Genomic DNA, 21,611 nt, shown 5'->3' with positions numbered 1-21,611 from the left:
TGAGCGTTCCGCAGGAACGCGAACGTCGCTGGGAGAGCGACGCGACGAAGAGTGAGCCGTCAGTCGCCGCCGTCGATACCGGCCATCTCGTCGAGGTAGCCGCCCGCGAGCGTCTCGACGCGTCGACGAGCCTCCTGCGGGACGGCGTCGGGGTCGGTGGCGATGGCGCCCTCGAGGGCGTGGCCGCAGTCGCACTCGCGCTCGTCGGGCATCTGCTCGACGGCGTACTGGACGACGTCCTTGATGGCCGCCTCGTTGGCCTGCGCGTTCTTGACGACCTCCGACTGCGTCACCTCGCTCCCCTCGCGCCAGACGTCGTAGTCGGTGACGCCGGCGACGGTGGCGTAGCACATCTCGGCCTCGCGGGCGAGTTTCGCCTCGGGGATGGCCGTCATCCCGATGACATCGAACCCCTGCTGGCGGTAGAACTCGGACTCGGCCTTCGTCGAGAACTGCGGCCCCTCGATGCAGACGTAGGTGCCGCCCTGCTCGTGGTCGGCGTCGGTGGCCGTCGCGGCCGCCTCGCTCAGGTGCTCGACCATGTGGGGGCAGTACGGTTCGGCGAACCCCATGTGGACGACGAGGTCCTCGAAGAACGTCGGGGTGCGGTGCTTGGTCCGGTCGAATATCTGGTCGGGGATCGACAGCGTCCGCGGCGGGAGGTCCTCGCGGAGGCTCCCGACCGCGTTCGAGGAGAGGACCCGTTCGCAGCCGAGTTGCTTCAGCGCGTGGATGTTCGCGCGGTACGGGAGCGTCGTGGGCGAGTAGCGGTGGCGCTTGCCGTGTCGCGGGAGGAACGCGATCTCGGTGTCGTCCATCTCGCCGATGGTGATGGGGCCGGAGGGGTCGCCGAACGGGGTGCGGACCACCTCGGTGGTCTCGTTCTCGAGGTCGAGTGCGTCGTAGACGCCACTGCCGCCGATGAAGCCGATTGGCATACCGGTGCCTCGGAGGCCGGGGACTTAGCGGGTGGTGGTCCGGACCGCGTTCGGTCGCGCCGAGCGGTCCGTCGGTTCGAGCGGCGAGCGCGGACCGCGTGGCACCGTTCGACGGTCGCCGCGCGTCCCGCACGGGGGTAAAACTACGTATCCCCGGCCGGCGTATCGTGACCCAGTGACCACGACCGCCCCCGCGACCCGGACCGACCTCCCCGAGGACCCGCTCTCGCTCGCCCACGACTACCTCCGGGCGGTGCGGGTCGGCGAGTCGCCCACGCCGTACGAGGCCGCGCTCCGTGACCTCCCGCGCGAGCGGCTCCGAGCGGCCCTCGGGACGGACGACGCACGCCTCGCGTTCTGGGTGAACGTCTACAACGCCACCGTGCAGTCCGTGCTGGGCGCCAGCCCGGAGGCGTTCGAGGCGCGGAACGCGTTCTTCACCGCGCCGCTCGTCGCCGTCGCCGGCGAGCGACTCTCGGTCGACGACGTGGAGCACGGCCTGCTCCGTGGCTCCCGGCCGAAGTGGGGCGGTGGGTACGTCCGGAACCCGTTCCCGAGCGCGTTCGAGCGGACGTTCCGCGTGCGCGAGCGTGACTGGCGGGTCCACTTCGCGCTGAACTGCGGGGCGGCCGCGTGCCCGCCCGTCGCGGCCTACGACGCCGACCGCATCGACGCGCAACTCGACCTCGCCACCGAGTCGTACCTCGGACAGGAGGTGGAGTACGACCCGGTCGCGGACGTGGTCCGGGTCCCGCGGCTCATGTTCTGGTTCGTCGGCGACTTCGGCGGCCGCTCGGGTATCCGAGACGCCCTCCGGGCGTACGACTGCGTGCCCGAGGGTGCCGACCCGACAGTGCGGTTCCAGTCGTACGACTGGACGCTGGAGGCGGGGACGTTCGCGCCCGTCGAGGCGTGGTGAGTCGAGCGGACGGCGAACGTAGAGAGGACAGTCAGGATACATTTTTGTCGGCGGGTCGGCACGCCACGACATGGTCTCCCGCAGACGACTGCTCGGTGTCGTCGCCACCGTCGCGTGCGCCGGCTGTGCGAGCCGGGACGGCGGCGGGACCAGTTCGCCGACCCCGACGGACGGCGAGGGTGACGCTGTCTCAGTCACGGGTACCCCGCCTCCGACACTCGCACCCGACACCACCCTGTTGACCGTCACCGACGACGAGCGCGAAGTAGACCTCCTGACCGTCGGTGGCGTCGCCGAGACGGGGGCCGTGGCGGAGTCACGGGGCGGAGCCTACGTGGTCCCGGTGGAATTGACCGACGACGCCCGCGACTCGTTCCGCGACACCCTCGCCAGCGTCGGCGCGCTGGAGTCCCCGGAAGCCCACGAGATACGGACGTACCTCGACGGCGAGGTGCTGTTCACGGCGTCCATCGCACCCGGGTTCGCCGACGCCGTCGAGTCGGGCGAGTGGGACGGGAGGTTCCGTCTCGCCGTCGAGGAGGCGGCGACCGCGCGCCGGCTCCGTCAGCGACTCCGCTAGTCCTCGCCCTCCCAGTAGTCCACGTCGTCCGCCATCCGATAGTAGCCGTGGAACGACCGCTCCTCGCGGCCGCCGGGTGGCGACCCGACGAACACGCCGAACTTCCCCGAGTCCGGGTAGACCGTCATGTCCGGGTCGTCCATCGTCGAGAACGCGAGGTAGCGGAGCGGCGCTTCCGAGTCGTTGACCACGCGGTGGGCACCGGACGCGTCGGCCGGGAACGCGAGGTAGTCGCCCGCGTCGACGGCCACCACCTCGTCGGCCAGTCGGACCTGCCCCGCGCCCGCGAGGACGTACATCGCCTCCTCGTTGGCCGTGTGGTAGTGGTACGGCCACGAGCGCGCGCCAGCGGGGAGTTCGTAGAGCGAACACCCCAGTCGCTCACCGTCGGCCGCGGCGCCGAGCTCCTTGCGCCGGACGTGCATCTCCTCGCGCTCGGTCTCGTCCCACTCGACCGCGTCGCCGTCGACGTGTCCCATACCCAGCGCGTCGCGGACGGGCCACTTCAGGGTGGCCCGCGGACGGGTGACCGTGGCACGGATGGCGCAACTCTTATGTCCAAAAGAGTCCGTCAATGAACATAGATGGACACCGACGAGCAACTCGCGCCTGCCGTCGCGTCGATACTGGCGGCGGCGCGCGAGCGTGGGGGTGGCGGAGAGCGGGTCGTCGTGACGGACGCCAGGTCGTTGCCCGACGCCCTCGCCGCGGCCGAGGCGGACGGGCGCGTCCCGGTCATCGCCGAGGTGAAGCCCACCTCGCCGACGACTGAGGGCAAGCGGACCGACGACCCGGTGGAACTGGCCGAACAGATGGTCGCCGGCGGGGCAACGGCGCTCTCGGTGCTCACCGAACCCGAGCACTTCGGCGGGAGCGCAGAGACGCTCGAGCGGGTCCGGGCCGCCGTCGACGTGCCGGTCCTCCGGAAGGACTTCCTGCTCCACGAGTCGCAACTGGACGTCGTCGAGAGCGACGTGGTGTTGCTCATCGCGCGGTTCCTCGGGGACCAACTCGAACCGATGCTGACGGCGGCGCGCGAGCGCGGCTTCGGGGTCCTCGTCGAGGTCCACACCGAGTCCGAACTGGCGGCCGCCGTCGCGGCGGGCGCGGACGTGATCGGCGTCAACAACCGCGACCTCGGGAAGCTCGAGGTCGACCTCGGGACGTTTGAGGAGGTGGGGGCGAAAGCCCCCGAGGACGCCACGCTGATAGCGGAGAGCGGCGTAGCGACAAGAGAGGACGCCGCGCGGATGCGCCGGGCCGGGGCCGACGGCCTGCTCGTCGGCTCCGCGATAATGGACGGTGACGTCCGCGCGAACACTGAACGACTGACCACACCGATGGACGAGATACAATGAGCGAGTCGACACGCACCGACGGGAAGTTCGGGCCCTACGGGGGCCAGTACGTCCCCGAGGCCCTGATGCCGGCGATAGAGGAACTGACCGACGCCTACGAGCGCTACGTGCTGGAGAACGAGGACGGGTTCATGGACGAGTTCCGCCAGCGTATCCGCGACTTCGGCGGCCGACCCACCCCGCTTCAGCGCGCGGACAACCTCAGCGAGCGCTACGGCGTCGAGGTCTACCTGAAGCGCGAGGACCTGCTCCACGGTGGGGCACACAAGCTCAACAACGCGCTCGGCCAGTGCCTGCTGGCGAAGTACATGGGAAAAGAGCGCATCGTCGCGGAGACGGGCGCCGGCCAGCACGGCACCGCGACGGCCATGGCCGCCGCCCACCTCGGGATGCCCTGCGAGGTGTACATGGGCCGGCGCGACGTGAACCGCCAGCGGCCCAACGTCTTCCGGATGCGCATCAACGGCGCCGAGGTGAACCCGGTCGACACGGGCCGGGGGACGCTGAAGGAGGCCATCTCGGAGACGATGCGCGACTGGGCGACCACCGTCGAGAACACCCACTACGTCATCGGGAGCGTCGTGGGTCCCCACCCGTTCCCGGTGATGGTCCGTGACTTCCACCGCATCATCGCCGAGGAAACGAAGCGCCAGTCGGTGGAACAGACCGGCGGCCTGCCCGACGCCGTCGTCGCCTGCGCGGGCGGCGGCTCGAACACGATGGGTATCTTCTCCGAGTTCGTCGAAGCGGAGAGCGTGGGCCTCTACGCCGTCGAGGCCGGCGGCTCCTCGCTCTCGGTGGACGAGGAGGAGGGCGTCGCGCCGAACTCCGCGTCGCTCTCGACCGGGAGCGAAGGGGTCCTCCACGGCGCTCGCACCCGCGTCCTGCAGGACCGGGACGGGCAGATCATGGAGTCTCACTCGGTCTCCTCCGGGCTGGACTACGCCGGCGTCGGGCCGGAACTCGCCAACCTCGTCGACACCGGCCGCGTCCAGGCCGTGAACGTCGACGACGACGCGGCGCTCGAGGCGTTCCACCGCCTCTCGCAGGACGAGGGCATCATCCCCGCGCTGGAGACGGCCCACGCCCTCGCCTACCTCGAGGAACACGAGGACCCGACGGCGCTCGGCGAGACGGTCGTCGTGAACGTCTCCGGCCGTGGCGACAAGGACCTCGAGGCGGCCATCGAGGAGACCGAGCGGCGCGACCTCCCGAACGCGCCGAGCATGGGTGTCTTCGAGTAAGCTACCACTGACTAAAGGCCGTGGCATTCAGCATGGACTCCCACTCTAACCGAATCCGGTACGGGAACAACCCCGTTCGTGTTCAGCATCCCGCTGTTCAAGCGCACGCCTACGGGTGCGCCTCCCTCGGCTCCAGTTTGGCTCCGAAGGAGTTTCAGCCCGATATTCTTCGCCGCGTTGTAGTCCGCGTGGTTCTCGTACCCACAGTCCAAACATCCGAACGACTCCTGCGTCTGGCGGTTACCCTCGTGGGTGAATCCACACGCCGAACACCGCTGACTCGTGTACTGTGGGTTCACGAATCGGACGGTGAGTCCACGAGCCTCGGCCTTGTACTCGACATAGTTCGTGAACCGCCGGAACGCCCAGAGATGGTGCCACTTCGCGTGTGGCAACCGCTTACGGATGTTCGTCAGTCGCTCGAAGGCGATGTACGAACAACCCGTCTCGACGGCTTCAGCGACGATCTTGTTGGCGACACGGTGGAGCGTCTGCTCGAACCGTCCAGTCTCCGCCCGTCCGACCGACTGGATGTTCTCGTGTGCCCACCGAGTCCCGCACTGTCCGAGCGACCCACGACGCTTCTCGTACTCTCGGTGCCAGTGGTTGAGTTCATCAGCGGACCAGAACGTCCCCGTCGAAGTGACGGCGACGTTCTTGACCCCGAGGTCAACGCCGAGAACCGTTCCGTTCTCGGGGCGGTCGGGGGCGTCCACATCTGCCTTTGTTCGGATGTGAAGGTAGAACTCACCCTCTCGTTCGTGGAGGGTAGCACCGGTCGTCTCGTAGTCACCGCCCAGAAGGTACTGCGAGTGGGGCGTGTCGCGGTTCTCGTCGGGAAAGACGTACTCGACGGTGACGCGCCCATCGACAGTTGCCAGCGTGGCGTGGTCGTCGTAAAACGTCGCGTTACGCTGGTTCTACTCACAGAACCGAGACGTGAAGGTCGGGAGCGAGGCGTACTCGCCCTGCTTCCACTTCGCCACGACACTCTTGAGCGCATCCACAGCACGGTCCCGAGCCGACTGGACGTGGTTGCTGTGGAGGTCGGTGCGGTCGCGGACGACCGGGTACGTCTCCTCGTGGAGCGTGGACTTGCGCGTCTCGACCCACTCGCCTTTCTGCGCTACGTCTACGACGTAGTTCGCGGCATCGAGGAATTGCTGTATCGTTTCGCGGATGAGGGCTGCGTCGGTACTATCCACGTCGAGTTTGACGGGGACAGTTCGTCGGACCCCCATACTATCACAAGAAACCAGATGTACTTAAACACTAATATACGGTTGGGGAGTCAACCAGCCATCGACAAAGAACAGTTCCAGAACTATGTCGGTTTCCTCCTGCGTTCACGAGACGCACCGCGTCTCGTGCAGCCCACGAGAATGTCAGAGGCGTTCTCGGGACGCCTAAAGGCGCAGGTAACCACCTCGAGGTCTCTATGACCGACGAGATAGACGACGCCTTCTCGGACGAGGGCGCCGCGTTCGTCCCCTACCTCGCGGCGGGTGACCCGGACTACGAGGCCTCGCTGGCGTACTGCGAGGCGCTGATCGAGGGTGGGGCGGACGTGCTGGAACTCGGCCTGCCGTTCTCCGAACCCATCGCCGAGGGGCCGACGATACAGGGTGCGGTCGTCCGCGCGCTCGAGGCCGGGATGACCCCGACGCGTTACTTCGAGTTCGTCGAGGAACTGGACGCTCCCGTCCCCGTCGTCTGCATGACCTACTACAACCTCCTCTACCAGTTCGGTCGGGCCGAGACGGGCGAACCGGGACCGCGCGCGTTCGTGGAGCGGGCGGCCGAGGCCGGTGTCGACGGGTTCGTCGTCCCGGACCTCCCCGCGGAGGAGGCCGGTGACCTCCGGGCGGCCTGCGACGAGTTCGGTCTCGACCTCGTCTCCATCGTCGCGCCGACGACCGGCGAGGACCGACTCCAGCGGCTGGTCGACCTCTCCTCTGGCTACCTCTACGTCCAGGCGCGACTGGGCGTGACCGGCGCGCGGGCCGACGTCTCGGACCAGACCGAGTCCTCGCTCGGCCGCCTCGCCGACTACGACCTCCCGAAGGCCGTCGGTTTCGGCATCTCGTCGGGCGAACAGGCCCAGCGCGTGGTCGCAGCGGGCGCCGACGGCATCATCGTCGGCTCGGCGCTCGTCGACATCGTCGCCGAGGGCGTCGAGGAGAATCACTCGACCGAACGGGTCGCGGACCGCCTGCGCGACCTCGCGCGAGAACTCAAGGAAGGCGCGATGACGGGCGCCGCCGAGGGCGCGCAAGCCCGGCCGCGACCGGAAGGAAAATGACCACACTTGCCACACTATGACACATCCATGACCGCCGGACTCGCTGCACGTCTCTCGCGCGTCGGGACAGACGACCGGTACGTCGTCGTCCCGATGGACCACGGAATCACACTCGGGGCCGTGAAGGGCCTCGTCGACATCGAAGCCACCATCGACGCCGTCACGCGGGGGGGGGCCGACAGCGTCCTGACGCAGAAGGGTATCGCCCCCCGCGTCCACGGGAACCTCAACGGCGCGGGCTACATCGTCCACCTGAACGCCTCCACCGTCGTCGGGCCGGACACCAACGACAAACGAGTGACCGGCACCGTGAAAGATGCCATCCGTGCCGGGGCCGACGCCGTCTCCCTGCACATCAACGTCGGCTCGAACCACGAACCGAAGCAGATGGAGGACCTCGCCGAACTCACGAGCGAGGCGGCCGACTACGGCCTGCCCGTCCTCGCCATGACGTACGCCCGCGGGCCGGGCGTGGACGAACACGACGCCGAGGCGCTGGGCCACGCCGCCCGCTTCGGCGAGGAGCTCGGCGCGGACATCATCAAGACGGCCTACTCCGGCGACCCGGACTCTTTCGAGCGCGTCACCGAGTCGACCCGCCTGCCGGTCGTCATCGCTGGCGGGGAGCCGGATTCGGACCTCGAGTCGCTCCGTGCCGTACGGGGCGCGATGGACGGCGGCGGCGCCGGCGTCTCGATGGGTCGCACCATCTTCCAGCACGAGGACCCCGAGGCCATCACCCGCGCCGTGAGTGCGGTGGTCCACGACGACGCCGACGCCGAGAGTGCCCTCCGCGAGGCGGGGCTCGCCGTCGAACTGTGAGCTGAGGGGGCCCCGGCAGCGTCGGGTTGCCACAGGTCTCGGCCATTCCTGCCGGAACATTCTTGTGTTCGGCCGAGTATCGGTACCGACAGGTGTTGACATGGCACAAGCCGCGTACCTCCTGAGCACGCTGGTGACCGGCGGCCTCCTGCTGGGGGTCGCCGTGGCCGTCGGCCGGGCGATGGGCTCCGGCTTCCGGTTCGAGGACGGCCCCGAGCGGCCGTCGCTCGGCCGCCGACTGGCCGACGACCCCCGGGTCTGGATACTCGGCTTCCTCACGCTCGTCGGCGTCTTCGGCGGTGGGGCCGTCGTCTTCGTCGGCGGGTTCGCGCTCCCGAGCAGCGCCGTCACGATGGCAGGCGCCGCGCTCGCCGGGGGGACGCTCCTCGTCGTCGTCGGCTACGTGTTCTACGGGACGTACCTCGCCGCCCGGTCCCGCGGCCGGCCGAGTTCGATGGCCGCCGCGCAGGGAGCCACGGCGCTCGGGACGCTGTTCCTCGTGGCGCTGGTCGTGAAACTCGTCTTCCTCGCCTGATGGCGACCGAGCCGGCCCGCTCGCTCCCCGCGGCCGAGTTCCCCACCCGGAGCGCCGCGCTCGTGCTCGCCGTCGAGGCGCTCGTCCTGCTGGCGTACTTCGGCCTCACCCCGTCGTCCGTTACCCATCCACGGTACGTCCTCTACCCGTTCCTCTGGATGAACGTCGCGCTCTACGCCGTCTGGCGCGTCTCGCCCGCCGACCCACTGGACTGGGCGCGCCACCTCGCCGACTTCGCCGGCGTGGGCTACTTCCTCGCGCTGGCGTTCCTGGGCGGGCTGCTCGCCGTCTTCGGGCCGGACCACGCCCACACCCACATCCACGGCTGGCAGGTGACGATGGCCTCGCCGGGCTACGGCCCGCGCGTCGGCTACGTCGGGTCGTGGTTCCACGTCTACGTCGTCCCCTACCGCGTCGTGGGGTACGCCGCGCTCGCGTACCTGCTGTCGGCCGCCATCCGTGACGCCTCGGTGGGGAGCCTGCGTGCCGTCTCGGGCGCGCTCGGCGTCGTGACCTGCGTCGGGTGTGCGTTCCCGCTCCTCGCCTCGCTCGCGAGCGGCGGGGGGCTGTTGGCGGGTGTCGCCGCGACGGCGACCGCGTACCCCCTCGACGTCTCGACGGCCGCATTCCTCCTCGCCGTGGTCGCCCTCTCGTGGCGGCCGGGAGGTGGGTGATGGCCGCGGAGCCGGAGTCCGAGTGGGCGGGCGAGACGGCCGACGTGACCGCCGAGGAGCCGCCGGTGGCGGTCTGTGTCTACTGCAGCCGGCCGTTCAGGCGGACGCGCTACTACCACCTGCACCTCGGGGTAGAACACGGGGAAGACCTGGACGCCACGGAGCGCGAGGCCTACGAGGCGGCCGACGAAGCCGAGAGCGAGGAACTGTTCGTCTACCACCTGAAGGTGGTCGCGGCGCTGTCGACGACGTGGGCGGTGTTCGTGCTGGGGTACATGGTTTTCGGGGTTTGACATCCACCCCGCACTGAAGCGCGAGGATTCCTTCGTGGGGCGTCGGGCCGTCCAACGCTCCCCCGAGGGCAACTTCCCCATCCACGGTGGATGAGTACCGGAATCGTGCGCTACACGTTGGCCCTCGAAACGAGGGTGCGGCGTATTCAGCGTCCGAGACGGACGCGGTATCCGCTTGTGCCGTACCCGATACCGCTTCACCGCGAAGCGTCTGAATACCGGGCAACCACCCACGGTTGGAACGTGGGTGGACACGGGCCGTGCCATCGACCGTAATCCACCGACGAGGGCGGAGTGCAACCGCGAACGGGGTGTATTTTGGTGTGCTGTCGCCCCCTCGTGTGCGCGGTCGTTGCCGACCGTCTCCAGTGACGGGGAGGGGTAGTGTGAAGACGGCGAACGAGTCCGAACCACGTACTCCCCACCGGGGGTGCCGGTGGTGGGCGTGGAACCGTCCGCATCAGCGGGAAGTGACCCCTGTTCTTCCGATTGAGAGTTTACGCGAGTTGTCTTACCACACGGTACGACGCCAAGATACTTGTTCAGCTCGGTTGCTGAGGAATTGTCGGATTCATCGCCACACTAAAACACGGGGCTTTCTCCTCGATTCTCCGTAAGGTCGCTGTGTTCGTCGGGTGAGGGGAGTTTCGTCCTCGATGGTGACAGCGAGCGGGGACGCAAGTGCAGGACGGAGTGAACCGCACCACAGACGCGCCGGCCTCGCTGTGCTCGGCCCGCGCTCACAGCAGGACACCACCCCTCGCGTGCGGGCGCTCGTCCGGAGGCGAGCGCGACTGCTCGGGTCGTTACCTTCAGCCACTGCACCGTGACGTCGGAGTCGCGTTCGACCGCCGACTACGTTATCGAGTAGCTCGCGGCGATGGTCAGCGCGAGCGCCGCCAGCAACCCGATGCCGACGAGATAGCTCAGCGAGCGTGGCTCGTAGAACAGGTGCTGGTAGTAGCCCGCGACGACGACGGCCTTCACGGCCGACAGGACGATGATGGCCCAGAACGCGGCCCAGTAGTACTGGTCGATGAACGCGAACTCGACGAGCACCTGGACGGTCGCCATCACGAACAACACGACGTAGATTATCGCGTACAGTTTGGTGGATGCCATCGGTTTGTGTCGGTGTTTGGGTTTGGTTGGTCGGATTCGGTGGTCGTGGACTACAGGATGTAGAACAGCGGGAACAGGAACAGCCAGACGATGTCGACGAAGTGCCAGTAGAGCCCGAAGTACTCGATCGACCCCTCGTTCCCGTCGACGTACGCCCCGTTGTACGCCCGCCAGACGAGGTAGAGCGTGACGATCAGTCCCGCGACGACGTGGCCCGCGTGCAGGCCCGTGGTCAGGAAGAACGTCGAGGCCCGGACGTTCGAGTCGATCCAGACGCCCTCGTGGAGCAGTTCCTGCCACTCGATGCCCTTGTTGATGAGGAAGCCGACGCCGAGCAGGAACGTGGCGAGGAGACTCGCCAGCACGCCCTTCCGGCTCTCGCGACGGGCCGCCACCAGCGCGAGGATGACGGTGAACGAACTCGTCAGGAGGAGGTAGGTGTTGACGAGCCCCGGCAGGGAGTTGTGTGGGATGGGGTGCCAGTCGGTCCAGCCGAACGCGAACCGGACGAAGATGTACGAGCCGATGAACGCCCCGAACAGCACCACGTCGGAGGCGAGGAAGATCCACATCCCCAGTTTCGTGTTCTCGACGCCGGCGAACGGCCAGCGCTCGGCGAGCGCCATCTCCGGGGCGTGGAACTGCTCGGCACCCATCCCGACGAGCGACCCGAGCGTGATGAGGCCACCGGCGAGCGCGGTGCCGGCGTAGGCCCCGCCGGCCATCCCGTCCGGGAAGGACCCGCTCTGGAGCCCCGACAGCCCGAGGATGGTCACCATCGCCCCGACACTCACGAGGAACGGCCAGAGACTCGCGTGACTCGCCTCCTCGTCCCCGGGGTCCACGAGTGTCGCGGAGGACGTCTCGGGCTCCGGCAGCAGGTCACCCCTGGTGACGATGCCGCCCGAGTCGACCGTGCTGGCCTCTGCAGTACCCCCGTCGGTCGCAGCGGAGGCGGCCACGTTCGACTCGTCACGGTACGAGAGCGAGCCGTCGCGGTACGTCGGCAGCCCGGGGAAGTTCTCCAGTGGCGGGGGTGAGTCGACCGCCCACTCGGCCGTCGTCGAGTACTCCCACGGGTTGCCGGCGGCGTCCTCACCCTCGTACAGACTCCGGTAGAGGTTGTAGAACATCACGAGGAACGAGAGGCCAAGCAGGAACCCACCGACGGTGGCGAGGCGGTGCCACGGCAGCAGGTCCGGCGCGTAGTCGAACACCCGGCGGGGCGTCTCCCACGCGAGGAACATCGGGAAGTAGAGCAGATTGAACCCGACGATGTACAGGGCGAAGTGGACCCGGCCGAGGAACTCGTCGTACATCTTCCCGGTCATCTTCGGGAACCAGTAGTAGAGCGCCCCGACGAGGCCGGTGACGCCGCCGACCATCACGTAGTGGAAGTGCGCGACGACCCAGTAGGTGCCGCGGAACTCGTAGTCCAGCACGACCGCCCCGAGGAACACCCCGGTGATGCCGCCGATGATGAACACCAGGAGCGCGCCGAACGCGAAGAGGAACGGCGTGTTCCACCGGATGCGCCCCTTCAACGTGGTGTAGATGAGCGCGAACACCATCAGGTCGAACGGGAGCGAGATGCCGATGGTCGTCGCCATGAACAGCGTCTTCACCTCGAGGTTGATGCTCGTCAGGAACATGTGGTGCATCCAGACGATGAACGACTGCAGGGCGACGAGCACCATCGCCGCGATGAACCACTTGCGCCCGACGATGCGCCGGCCGGTGAACGTCTGGAACATCTCGGCCATCGCCCCGAGCGCGGGGAAGAAGACGATGTACACCTCCGGGTGACCGAAGAACCAGAACAGGTGCGTCCAGAGCATCGACCCGCCGGGCGACTCCGTGGCGAAGTAGAGCGTCCCGAGCAGGCGGTCCGCCGAGAGGACCATCAGCGCCGCCAGCAGCGCCGCGAACGCGAACAGCATCATCCACACGGTCAGGAGGATGGACCACGTGAACAGCGGGAGGTTCCGCAGGGTGAGCCCCTCCGCGCGCATCCGGTGCATCGTCGTCAGGAAGTTGACCGAGGAGACGGTGACCGAGACGACGAACAGGAGCAGCGCGAGGACGGCCGTGCTCGCGCCCACCTGTGGGGTGAACGTCGGCACGTTCAGCGGCGCGTACATCGTCCACCCGCCCGCGAACGAGGCGCCCTGGAAGAACGAGACGCCCAGCAGGATGCCGCTGGCGAGGTAGAGCCAGTACGACAGGGCGTTCAGCCGCGGGAACGCGAGGTCCTTCGCCCCGATCTGGAGCGGGACGATGTAGTTCGCGAAGCCGAACGCGAACGGCGAGAGGAACCAGAACACCATGATGAGCCCGTGGGTCGAGACGGTCTGGTTGTACGCCAACCCGGACAGGACGGTCCCACCGGGCGACCACATCTGGGTGCGGATGAGCAGGGCGAGGAGCCCACCGAAGACGAGGAAGAACAGGCTCGTGACGACGTAGAGGATGCCGATGTCCTTGTGGTTCGTCGTGACCAGCCACCGGCGGACGGAGGTCCGCGGCGGGAAGTGGTGGTCGTCCTCGTGGTGTGCCGTCCCCCCGTCGGAACGGAGGTCGGCCTCCGAGTCCGTCCCCGGGTCGTCGCTCATACCGGACTCACCCCCCGGGCGCCGACGAGACTGGCACTCTCGTTCGCCGTGTCGTTGGTCTCACCGCCCGTGCTCGCGTACCACTCCTCGTACTCCGCGGGTTCCATCACGACGATGTCGGCGTTCATGGAGGAGTGGCCGACCCCACAGAGTTCGTAACACTTCGCCTGGTAGGTCCCGGGGTCCTCACCGATGAACCACGTCGTCGTCCGCTGGCCCGGGATGGCGTCGGTCTTCACGCGCAAGGCGGGCGCTCCGAAGTTGTGGAACACGTCGTCGCTCGTGACGTTCAACCGTATCGCGCGGTCCTCGGGGACGCGCAGGGTGCCCAGCTCCTGGTGGCCGTTCTCGTAGGTGAACCTCCAGGCGAACTGGATGCCGACCACCTCCACGTCGATGGGGTCCTGCGGCTGGGCCTGTGCGCCGCCCTCGACGTACAGTAGCGTCGCGTAGGTCCACAGGACGAGCGAGACGACGACGATGGTGCTGAGGGCGAACGAGAGGAACAGTTTCCGGCCACCGCCGCCACCCGTCGGGAGTTCGCCGAGGGTCGGGCGGTCCGCGTCGGCCTTCTTCACCTCCTCGCGTTCGACCCCGTCGCGGTACTTGTACCCGTTGTAGAGCATGTACCCGATGACGACGACGCCGACCGCCGTCCCCAGTACCAGGAAGACGGTGAAGATGGTGTCGAACACCTCCACGCGCGTCCCACGTGGCACCAGTCCCGACTGCAGGACTGCGTGCGCCGTGTCAACGTCGGTCATGTCTCGCTTGCCGCTTTCTGCACACTCCCAGATAACTGTTGCCCCGCTGGCGACGGGAGTTCGGCAGGAAGAACGAGCGCGGCAGGGCCGCTACAGGAGGTCTCGGAGGTCGGCGAGCGTCCCGAGGTGGTGGTCGGGGGTGTGGTGGCCGGGGTCGGTCGGGTCGTAGGGACCGGGGTACCACGCCGCCGCGAGGCCCGCACGCTGGGCTCCGACCACGTCGTGTTCGAGCGAGTTCCCGACGTAGAGACTCGTCTCGTGCCGGGCGTCGAGTCGCGAGAGCGCGAGGTCGAACGGCTCGCGGTTCGGTTTCGGCGCGGTGTCCTCGCCGGCGTAGACGACCGTCTCGAAGCGGTCGGCGAGCGAGAGCGCGTCGAGTTTCTGGATCTGGGTCCGGCGAGACCCGTTGGTGACGACGCCGACGTCGTGGCCGCCGTCGGTGACGACCTCGAGCGCCGTCTCGGCCCCCGGCCGCAGCGAGACGGCGGTGTGGTCGACCGCCGTCTCGTGGCCACGGGCGAGCGCCTCGTGCGCCGCCCGGTCGGCCGGTCCGCCGTGTTCGGCGGCCGCGACGCCCCACAGCTCGGTGAGGAACTCGTGGTCGCTCTCGACGTCGCCGACGCGGTCCGCCAGCGACCACAGGTCGCTCGGGCCACAGAATGGGTCGACGCCCGCGAGGTCGTACGTCTCGGCGATGAGCGTCTGCGGGTCCTGGTCGTAGGTCAACAGCGTCCCGTCGAGGTCGAACAGCACGGTCTCGACGGGGGTGGAGGGACCGTTCACACCCGTAGGGAGGGGACCACCGGTCAAGAGCGTTTCCCGACGCCGTGCGCGCGCCTCACGGGCGTCGCACCGTGACGTGTTCGAACGTGCCGCCGAGCTCGTCGTCGACGGTCTCCGCGTCGACGAGGTCGAACCCCGCCGCCGCGAGCAGTTCGCGGTTCCGCTCGGGCCCCCAGAACGACCAGCGCATCGGCTCGCCCCACTCCTGCCAGTCGTCGTTCTCGCCCTCCCAGTCGGCCGACCCGAGGACGAGCAGCGCCCGCCCACCCGGCCGGAGGACGCGGGCGAACTCCGCGAACACCGTGTCGTGTTCCTCGCGCGGGACGTGGATGACGGCGTAGTACGAGACGAGTGCGTCGAACGCCCCGTCGGCGAACGGGAGCCGCGTCAGGTCACCCTGGACGAGGCGCGCGGCCGGGACGTTCGCCGCGGCCCGGTCGAGCATCCCCCGCGAGAGGTCGAGGCCGACGACGCGGTGGCGCTCGCTCAGCGTCGCCGCGACGGGGACGCCCGCACCACAGCCGGCGTCGAGGATACGCGAGTCCGGGGGCAGGGTCGCCCCGAGTTCGCGGACCAGTTCGCCGCCCCGGCCAGCCCCCGAGCGCTGCTCGTCGTAGCGGCCAGCCAGCGCGTCGTAGCCACGCTGGACCGTCGTCCGGTGACCCTCGCGGGCTCCGTCGTCCATGCCGGGGCGACTGGACGACCCGGCAAGGGTCTTCGGGTCGGGCGTGAGCCGTCGTCGGACCTGCGTCCGACGACCCGAAAGCGCTATTCTCCGGGCGAGGACAGTCCAATCATGAACGGTTCGAACCGGGAGCGTATCGCCCGGCTGGTGGGGGTCGTCGCCGTCTCGACGCTCGTCCTGACCGCGACGTTCATCGGCGTGGTGGCACTGCTCTCGGGGGGCAACGCCGAGGTGGGGACACGACTCCCGTTCTACGTGCTGGCGATGGCGGTGGGGTTCGTCGGCGTGGTGGTCCTGAGCGAACAGCGCTACGGCGAGCGAGCGGACGGGCGGTCCATCCTCGCCACCGCGAGCGGCGTCGCCCTCGTGGTGTTCGTCCTCGTCTCGCTGGCCGGCGAGGGGATGGTGTTCGCCAGCGACAACCCCAGCGAGGTGGTGCTCTCCGAGCTGTTCCTCTACTTCGTCGCCGCCGGCCTCATCGGGACCGGTCTCGGCTACTGGGGCCTGCGCCACTGGCGGGAGTTCGCCCGCTCGACGGCGGCGGGACGGCTCTGAACGACAGTCACGAGCGAAAGAGCGTTGTGGTCGTACTCGTAACGGTTGTGCTATGGGTACGCGAGGTGGGGACCGGGCAGTGTCGCCGGTCATCGGTGTCGTGATAATCGTGGGGGTGACCGTCGTCCTCTCGGCGGCGGTGGCAGGATTCGTCTTCACACAACAGCGCGGACTCCAGTCGCCCGGGCCGACCGCGACATTCGAGTTCGACCTCGTCGAGAACGACGAGGGGAACGACCTCCTGTTGGTGACGCACAGCGCGGGAGAGCCGATCGCGCTCGATAAGTTGTTGCTCGTCGCCGACCGGCCGGTCGACCTCGGGGGGTCCAACAACGACCCCAACCAGGACTTCGCGACGACGGGAGAGAAACTGGACGAGGGGAACGGCCAGGTCGGAATCGGCGAGACGTGGGAAGCAGGCGAGACCATCGAGGTACTTGCAGGGGACTACGGGAGTGACCCGGACGAACTGGACGGGGTGACGCTCCGACTCGTCTGGAACCCCCGGGAGGTCGACAAGGACGACCAGGGTGGCGAGGCACCGAGCAGCGTCGTCGGCGAGAGTTCGGTCGTCCTGTTCAGGTACGAGGTGTAACCCGAGGCGGTTTTCTCGGCGTGGACCGGTTCGCAGACGTCCCGCCCTCCAACGGTGCGTTCCGCCGAATCGGGTGCAGCGTCGCCCCAGCCGGCACTCGACGGCCTGCGCTAGAGCTCCTCGACCAGTTCGGCGGCGATACCGGTGTAGCCAGCCGGGGTGAGCGCGTGGAGCTCCTCGCGGGTCGACTCGTCCACGTCGAGGTCGTCGAACAGGTCGCGGAAGTCGGCGAGCGAGACGCGCTGGCCGCGAGAGAGCGCCTTCACCCGCTCGTAGGCGTCGGCGTGGCCCTCGCGCCGGAGGATGGTCTGGACCGCCTCGCCGATGACCTCCGGGTTCGCCTCGAGGTCCTCGGCCATCACGGACGGCCTGGGGACGACCTTCTCCAGCCCGTTCGTGGTCTTCTGGTAGGCGACGAGACAGTGCGCGAGCGCGCTCCCGACGTTCCGCTTGACTGTCGAGTCCGAGAGGTCACGCTGCAGGCGCGAGGTGGTGACGTAGTCGGCGAGGAACCCGAGGTCGGCGTTGGCCTTCGAGCAGTTCCCCTCCGAGTTCTCGAAGTCGATGGGGTTGACCTTGTGCGGCATGGTCGAGCTCCCCGTCTCGCTCGCCGCGGCCTCCTGCCCGAGGTAGCCCATCGAGACGTAACTCCAGCAATCCCGGTCGAGGTCGAGCAACACGCCGTTGACGCCCTGGAGCGCCCGGAACAGAGCCGCGAGGTCGTCACACGGGTTGACCTGCGTCGCCAGCGCCGTGTGCTCCAGCCCGAGCGACGCGACGAACGAGCGTGAGAACGCCCGCCAGTCCACCGCCGGGTAGGCGGCGTGGTGGGCGGCGAACGTCCCGGAGGCGCCGGCGAGCTTGCCCGAGAGGCGCTCGGCCGCACGCTCGACCTCACCGAGCGTGTCGCCGAGGCGGGCGGCGTAGACGGCCATCTCCTTCCCGAACGTCGTCGGGGTGGCCGGCTGGCCGTGCGTGTGCGCTAGCATCGGCAGCGCCGCGTGCTCGTGGGCCATCTTCGAGAGTTCGTCCCGGACGTGACGGACGCGCGGGACCAGCACCTCCGTGACGGCGGGCTTCAGCAGGAGGCGCTGGGCGAGGTTGTTCACGTCCTCACTGGTCAGCCCGAAGTGGACCCACGGGCGGTCCGCTTCGAGGTCACCCATCATCGCGTCGCGGAGGAAGTACTCGACGGCCTTCACGTCGTGGTTCGTGGCCGCGCGGCCTGCGTGCCCCTCCGTCTCGTAGGCCTTAACGACGGCCGCGTCGTCGGCGTCGAACGCCTCGTAGAGCGTGCGGAGTGCCGCGCGTTCCTCGCGGTCGAACTCGAACGGGGTGGCCTTCAGGTCGGCGAGCGCCAGCAGGTACTCGACCTCGACGTGGACCCGCTCGCGCATCAGCCCCGCCTCGCTGGCGTAGGGGACGAGCGGTTCGGTGTAGCGGGCGTAGCGCCCGTCCAGCGGCGAGACGGCGTGCAGGGCGTCGCGGTCGGTCATGCGCGACGGTGGGCGGAGGCGTCCCATATCGGTGTCGAAGCCGGTCGACGCCGGCGGGGACGTTCGCCGGCGCCTGCCGGGGTGGCAGGCCCAGCCCACCTCGGCCAATCGCAACCACTTTGCGCCGACCGTTCCCGCCCTCACTCATGCAACTCGCCGGTATGGCCTCGAACCGCGGCCGGAACCTGATGCACATCGCGGACCGCGCGCCGGGTGGCGTGGAGTTCTCGGTGGTGCTCTCGAACACGGAGGGCGCGCCCGTCCTCGAAGCCGCCTCCGAGCGCGGCATCCCCACCGAAGTCGTCGTCCGCGGCGACGACGAGTCCCGCGAGGACCACGAGGAGCGGGTGCGAGCGCGCCTCGCCGAGTACGACTTCGACCTCGTGACGATGGACGGCTACATGCGCATCCTCACCGAGGGGTTCCTCGACGCGATGCCCACCATCCTCAACGTCCACCCGTCGCTGCTCCCCTCCTTCCCGGGGCACGACGCCCACGAGCAGGTGCTGGCGTCGGGCGTGCGCCTCTCCGGGTGTACGGTCCACGTCGTCGACGAGACCGTCGACGGCGGCCCCATCGTGACGCAGGAACCCATCCCGGTCTTCGAGGGTGACGACGCCGACTCGCTCAAGGAGCGCGTACTCTACGAGGGGGAGTTCACCGCGTACCCGCGGGCGGTACGCTGGTTCGCGGAGGACCGGGTCACCGTCGAGGACGGCGAGGTCCACGTCGAGGGGGACACGGACGGGGAGTTCCCAGCCCGGCGCGTCGTCTCGAACGACCACGGCGCGACCCTGCGGTACGGCGAGAACCCCCACCAGGACGCGGCGCTCTACACCGACGCGTCGTGCACCGAGGCGAGCGTGGTCCACGCCGACCAGCTGAACGAGGGTGCCAAGGGGCTCTCGTACAACAACTACAACGACGCCGACGGGGCGCTCGACCTCATCAAGGAGTTCGACGATCCGGCCGCGGCGGTCATCAAGCACACCAACCCGGCCGGCTGTGCCACCGCCGACTCGCTGGCCGAGGCGTACGACCACGCACTCTCGACGGACCCGATGAGCGCGTTCGGCGGCATCGTCGCGCTCAACCGCGAGTGCGACGCCGCCACCGCCGAGCGGATCACCGACTCGTTCAAGGAGGTCGTCGTCGCGCCCGGCTACACCGACAGCGCGCTCGACGTCCTGTTCGAGAAGGAGAACCTCCGTGTGCTCCGGGTCGGCGACCTCTCCGAGCGCTCCGAACCCCTCGTCGAGAAGCCGCTGACCGGCGGGCGACTCGTACAGGAGCGCGACCTCCAGCCGGTCACGGCAGACGACCTCGAGTTCGTGACCGACCGCGAGCCCACCGACGAGGAGGTCGAGTCGATGCTGTTCGCGTGGAAGGTGATCAAGCACGTGAAGTCCAACGCCATCCTGTTCACCGACGGCACCGAGACGGTCGGGGTCGGGATGGGACAGGTCTCGCGCGTCGACGCGGTCCGCCTCGCGGCGATGAAGGCCGAGGAGCACGCCGAGGGCAAGGATAGCGAGGGGGCCGTGATGGCCTCGGACGCGTTCTTCCCGTTCCCGGACGGCATCGAGGAGGCCGCGAAGGCCGGCATCACCGCGGTGGTCCAGCCCGGTGGCTCGGTGAACGACGAGGACGTCGTGGAGGCCGCGAACGAGCACGGGATGGCGATGGCGTTCACCGGGCAGCGTGCCTTCCGGCACGACTGAGCGGAGGGCCGGCGCTCGTCGGGCGAGCGGGCGACGGAGGCTCGCCGCTCCCCGGCCGGAGTCCCGAACACGCGAACGGCGATTTCGGAGCCAGTCGCGCCCGGTGCCGAGTTATTGTCGGCCGTGCGTCTGACGAAGTTTTTATTACCACCCGTGTCAAGCGGCAAGTATGGTAGGGGGTGTCTCGCAAGGGGATGCCGAGGGGGGACCGACCGCGCGCCCGACGGTGTTACACGTCGACGACGACCCGGTGGTGCGCGACCTGACCGTCGAACTGCTCCAGCAGGCGGGGTTCGTGGTGGCCTCGGTGTCGAACCCGGACTCGGTGCCAGCCCGCGTCGACGCGGGCGGGGTCGACGCCGTCGTCTCCGACTACGAGATGCCCGAGATGGACGGTGACGCACTGTTCGAGCAGGTCCGCCAGATCGCGCCGACGCTCCCGTTCGTCATGTTCACGGGCCGCGACCGGGACGCGATGCCGACGGCGTTCGAGTCGGCCGGCCGGACGTGGTTCGTCCGCAAGCGGGGGCAGCGTGGGTTCGAGCGACTCGCAGACGCCGTGGGCGAGGCCGTCGAGGTGTCCGTCGCCGGTCCGACGGTCGCCGGCGCCGAGCGGTGAGCGGGCCGCCAGCGGACACTACTTTACAGCCGGCAGCCCTACCGCACGTATGAGCGACGACGCCGGTCGCGCGGGCGAACCCCGCGACCGATTGGAGCGGGGTGGCTGGACCCTCTCCGAGGACACGACGGAGACCCTGTTCAGCCTCCCGACGGCCCGCGTCGAGGGACACACCCGGCTGTACGAGGACCCCGAGTTGCGCGAGGCCATCCGCGAGGCGGGCGGGCCGGACCACGTCTGGCGGTTCTTCTTCGCGACAGACGTGACGTTCGAGCCACCGCTGGGGCCCGGCGTCGGGCCGATGATACAGCCGAGCGTCACGAGCGAGGCGAAACGGCGGTTCGCCGACGACCTGCGCGACCGGGGGTTCGAGGACGTGAAGAAGGGGAGCACGCAGTCCTACCGCGTCGACGGCAGCCGGGCGCGCATCACCCCGTTCGGTGCGCGCTACCCGGTCGAGGGAGGCGAGATCGGTATCCGTGGCTACCTCGCGGTCTGGCGAGACGGCGGGTTCCGCCTCGCGGGCGGGGCCTACCCCGACTCGGGGCTGGAAGCGGTCCTCGGCGAGACGCCGGCAGGGGCCGAGGCGTACCGCGACGAGTTGCTCGCACTCATCCGGTCGGTCGGCTAGTCGAGCAACGCCGCGAGGAGGAGTCCACGGGGGACGAGCCGTATCGACCCCAGCCCGAGTCGACGTTCGAGCGGCCCCGGCGTCACGTCGGCGCCGAGCCGGGCGACGGGGCGGGGACCGACGCGTACCTCGGCTGTCAGGTCGGCGGCGTCGAGGAGGGCGGCCACGTCGGCGCTCCGGTCGCCGTGGTGGCCGACGAGTCGACGGCCGAGCGAGAGCGACGGGAGCGTGACCACGACGAGGTCGGTGTACGCCTCGACGTGGAGGGGGACGCCGTCGAGTTCGACGTCGAGGTCGGCAGCCACGTCGAGGTCGCGGCCCTCGGCCAGTCGCTCGGTCAGCGTCCGCAGGAGGTCGGCCACG

23 protein-coding genes and 1 pseudogene are annotated in these 21,611 nt (G+C 68.9%); 14 read left to right on the top strand and 10 right to left on the bottom strand.

Features of this window, described 5'->3' with window-relative positions; all coding sequences use genetic code 11:
- Positions 1 to 59 precede the first annotated feature (59 nt).
- Positions 60 to 938 carry an S-methyl-5'-thioadenosine phosphorylase gene (gene mtnP / locus N0B31_RS02100; RefSeq protein ID WP_260594135.1) on the bottom strand — a complete coding sequence of 293 codons (879 nt, stop codon included), beginning with the start codon at positions 936 to 938 and terminating at the stop codon, positions 60 to 62.
- A gap of 175 nt (positions 939 to 1,113) precedes the next feature.
- On the opposite strand from mtnP, the gene N0B31_RS02095 reads away from it, so the two are divergent.
- Together N0B31_RS02095 and N0B31_RS02090 are read left to right on the top strand one after the other, a co-directional pair.
- A complete protein-coding gene (locus N0B31_RS02095; protein WP_260594134.1) occupies positions 1,114 to 1,857 on the top strand; it encodes a DUF547 domain-containing protein in 744 nt (247 codons plus the stop codon).
- A gap of 70 nt (positions 1,858 to 1,927) precedes the next feature.
- The gene (locus N0B31_RS02090) at positions 1,928 to 2,437 is read left to right on the top strand and encodes a hypothetical protein (RefSeq protein WP_260594133.1); all 510 of its coding nucleotides are present in this window, start codon (positions 1,928 to 1,930) and stop codon (positions 2,435 to 2,437) included.
- Here N0B31_RS02090 and N0B31_RS02085 read toward each other — a convergent pair.
- The gene (locus N0B31_RS02085; protein ID WP_260594132.1) at positions 2,434 to 2,916 is read right to left on the bottom strand and encodes a cupin domain-containing protein; all 483 of its coding nucleotides are present in this window, start codon (positions 2,914 to 2,916) and stop codon (positions 2,434 to 2,436) included. The two genes, N0B31_RS02090 and N0B31_RS02085, sit on opposite strands and share 4 nt — an antisense overlap.
- A gap of 105 nt (positions 2,917 to 3,021) precedes the next feature.
- Between N0B31_RS02085 and trpC the strand changes: the two genes are divergently transcribed.
- Together trpC and trpB are read left to right on the top strand one after the other, a co-directional pair.
- Positions 3,022 to 3,795: an indole-3-glycerol phosphate synthase gene (gene trpC / locus N0B31_RS02080; protein WP_260594131.1), complete on the top strand. Its 774-nt coding sequence runs from the start codon at positions 3,022 to 3,024 to the stop codon at positions 3,793 to 3,795.
- Positions 3,792 to 5,039, top strand: coding sequence for a tryptophan synthase subunit beta (gene trpB, locus N0B31_RS02075; protein WP_260594130.1), 1,248 nt, complete (start codon positions 3,792 to 3,794; stop codon positions 5,037 to 5,039). The genes trpC and trpB overlap by 4 nt, the downstream gene beginning before the upstream one ends.
- Before the next feature lie 11 nt (positions 5,040 to 5,050).
- Here trpB and N0B31_RS02070 read toward each other — a convergent pair.
- Positions 5,051 to 6,280 (bottom strand): annotated as a pseudogene (locus N0B31_RS02070) (RNA-guided endonuclease InsQ/TnpB family protein).
- Positions 6,281 to 6,477: 197 nt separating this feature from the next.
- On the opposite strand from N0B31_RS02070, the gene trpA reads away from it, so the two are divergent.
- From trpA to N0B31_RS02045, 5 genes are all read left to right on the top strand, one after another.
- On the top strand, positions 6,478 to 7,341 hold the full coding sequence (trpA, locus tag N0B31_RS02065; protein ID WP_260594129.1) for a tryptophan synthase subunit alpha: 864 nt from the start codon (positions 6,478 to 6,480) through the stop codon (positions 7,339 to 7,341).
- A gap of 27 nt (positions 7,342 to 7,368) precedes the next feature.
- Positions 7,369 to 8,163, top strand: a complete 795-nt coding sequence (locus tag N0B31_RS02060; RefSeq protein WP_260594128.1) for a 2-amino-3,7-dideoxy-D-threo-hept-6-ulosonate synthase — start codon at positions 7,369 to 7,371, stop codon at positions 8,161 to 8,163.
- Positions 8,164 to 8,263: 100 nt separating this feature from the next.
- On the top strand, positions 8,264 to 8,698 hold the full coding sequence (locus tag N0B31_RS02055; protein ID WP_260594127.1) for a hypothetical protein: 435 nt from the start codon (positions 8,264 to 8,266) through the stop codon (positions 8,696 to 8,698).
- Positions 8,698 to 9,372 (top strand): DUF7546 family protein, encoded by a 675-nt coding sequence (locus N0B31_RS02050; protein WP_260594126.1) that lies wholly within the window; start codon positions 8,698 to 8,700, stop codon positions 9,370 to 9,372. The genes N0B31_RS02055 and N0B31_RS02050 overlap by 1 nt, the downstream gene beginning before the upstream one ends.
- A complete protein-coding gene (locus tag N0B31_RS02045; protein ID WP_260594125.1) occupies positions 9,372 to 9,665 on the top strand; it encodes a DUF7410 domain-containing protein in 294 nt (97 codons plus the stop codon). The genes N0B31_RS02050 and N0B31_RS02045 overlap by 1 nt, the downstream gene beginning before the upstream one ends.
- An 855-nt stretch (positions 9,666 to 10,520) precedes the next feature.
- On the opposite strand, the gene N0B31_RS02040 is transcribed toward N0B31_RS02045, so the two are convergent.
- From N0B31_RS02040 to N0B31_RS02020, 5 genes are all read right to left on the bottom strand, one after another.
- On the bottom strand, positions 10,521 to 10,787 hold the full coding sequence (locus N0B31_RS02040) for a cytochrome C oxidase subunit IV family protein (protein WP_260594124.1): 267 nt from the start codon (positions 10,785 to 10,787) through the stop codon (positions 10,521 to 10,523).
- 50 nt (positions 10,788 to 10,837) lie between these two features.
- Positions 10,838 to 13,399, bottom strand: coding sequence for a cbb3-type cytochrome c oxidase subunit I (locus tag N0B31_RS02035; protein WP_260594123.1), 2,562 nt, complete (start codon positions 13,397 to 13,399; stop codon positions 10,838 to 10,840).
- Complete coding sequence (gene coxB / locus N0B31_RS02030; protein ID WP_260594122.1) at positions 13,396 to 14,163, bottom strand: cytochrome c oxidase subunit II; 768 nt, start codon at positions 14,161 to 14,163, stop codon at positions 13,396 to 13,398. The genes N0B31_RS02035 and coxB overlap by 4 nt, the downstream gene beginning before the upstream one ends.
- A 90-nt stretch (positions 14,164 to 14,253) precedes the next feature.
- Positions 14,254 to 14,946 (bottom strand): HAD family hydrolase, encoded by a 693-nt coding sequence (locus N0B31_RS02025; RefSeq protein WP_260594121.1) that lies wholly within the window; start codon positions 14,944 to 14,946, stop codon positions 14,254 to 14,256.
- A 55-nt stretch (positions 14,947 to 15,001) separates the two neighbouring features.
- Positions 15,002 to 15,631, bottom strand: a complete 630-nt coding sequence (locus N0B31_RS02020; RefSeq protein WP_260594120.1) for a class I SAM-dependent methyltransferase — start codon at positions 15,629 to 15,631, stop codon at positions 15,002 to 15,004.
- Positions 15,632 to 15,742: 111 nt separating this feature from the next.
- Here N0B31_RS02020 and N0B31_RS02015 point away from each other — a divergent pair, with 111 nt between their 5' ends.
- Positions 15,743 to 16,186: a hypothetical protein gene (locus N0B31_RS02015; RefSeq protein ID WP_260594119.1), complete on the top strand. Its 444-nt coding sequence runs from the start codon at positions 15,743 to 15,745 to the stop codon at positions 16,184 to 16,186.
- Positions 16,187 to 16,238: 52 nt separating this feature from the next.
- Positions 16,239 to 16,781, top strand: a complete 543-nt coding sequence (locus N0B31_RS02010; protein WP_260594118.1) for a type IV pilin domain-containing protein — start codon at positions 16,239 to 16,241, stop codon at positions 16,779 to 16,781.
- Between the two features lie 110 nt (positions 16,782 to 16,891).
- On the opposite strand, the gene purB is transcribed toward N0B31_RS02010, so the two are convergent.
- Positions 16,892 to 18,277: an adenylosuccinate lyase gene (gene purB / locus N0B31_RS02005; protein WP_260594117.1), complete on the bottom strand. Its 1,386-nt coding sequence runs from the start codon at positions 18,275 to 18,277 to the stop codon at positions 16,892 to 16,894.
- 146 nt (positions 18,278 to 18,423) lie between these two features.
- Between purB and purH the strand changes: the two genes are divergently transcribed.
- The 3 genes from purH to N0B31_RS01990 all read left to right on the top strand — a co-directional run bounded on the left by purH (position 18,424) and on the right by N0B31_RS01990 (position 21,248).
- On the top strand, positions 18,424 to 19,998 hold the full coding sequence (purH, locus tag N0B31_RS02000) for a bifunctional phosphoribosylaminoimidazolecarboxamide formyltransferase/IMP cyclohydrolase (protein WP_260594116.1): 1,575 nt from the start codon (positions 18,424 to 18,426) through the stop codon (positions 19,996 to 19,998).
- Between the two features lie 169 nt (positions 19,999 to 20,167).
- Positions 20,168 to 20,617, top strand: a complete 450-nt coding sequence (locus N0B31_RS01995) for a response regulator (RefSeq protein ID WP_260594115.1) — start codon at positions 20,168 to 20,170, stop codon at positions 20,615 to 20,617.
- A gap of 49 nt (positions 20,618 to 20,666) precedes the next feature.
- A complete protein-coding gene (locus N0B31_RS01990) occupies positions 20,667 to 21,248 on the top strand; it encodes a DUF6517 family protein (protein ID WP_260594114.1) in 582 nt (193 codons plus the stop codon).
- On the opposite strand, the gene N0B31_RS01985 is transcribed toward N0B31_RS01990, so the two are convergent.
- Positions 21,245 to 21,610, bottom strand: a complete 366-nt coding sequence (locus N0B31_RS01985; RefSeq protein WP_260594113.1) for a hypothetical protein — start codon at positions 21,608 to 21,610, stop codon at positions 21,245 to 21,247. The genes N0B31_RS01990 and N0B31_RS01985 overlap by 4 nt on opposite strands.
- Position 21,611: the final 1 nt, after the last annotated feature.

Source organism: Salinirubellus salinus (assembly GCF_025231485.1).
Classification (GTDB): domain Archaea; phylum Halobacteriota; class Halobacteria; order Halobacteriales; family Haloarculaceae; genus Salinirubellus; species Salinirubellus salinus.
Note: the sequence above shows the minus strand (reverse complement) of the source record. Positions and strands in the feature narration are given on the sequence as shown.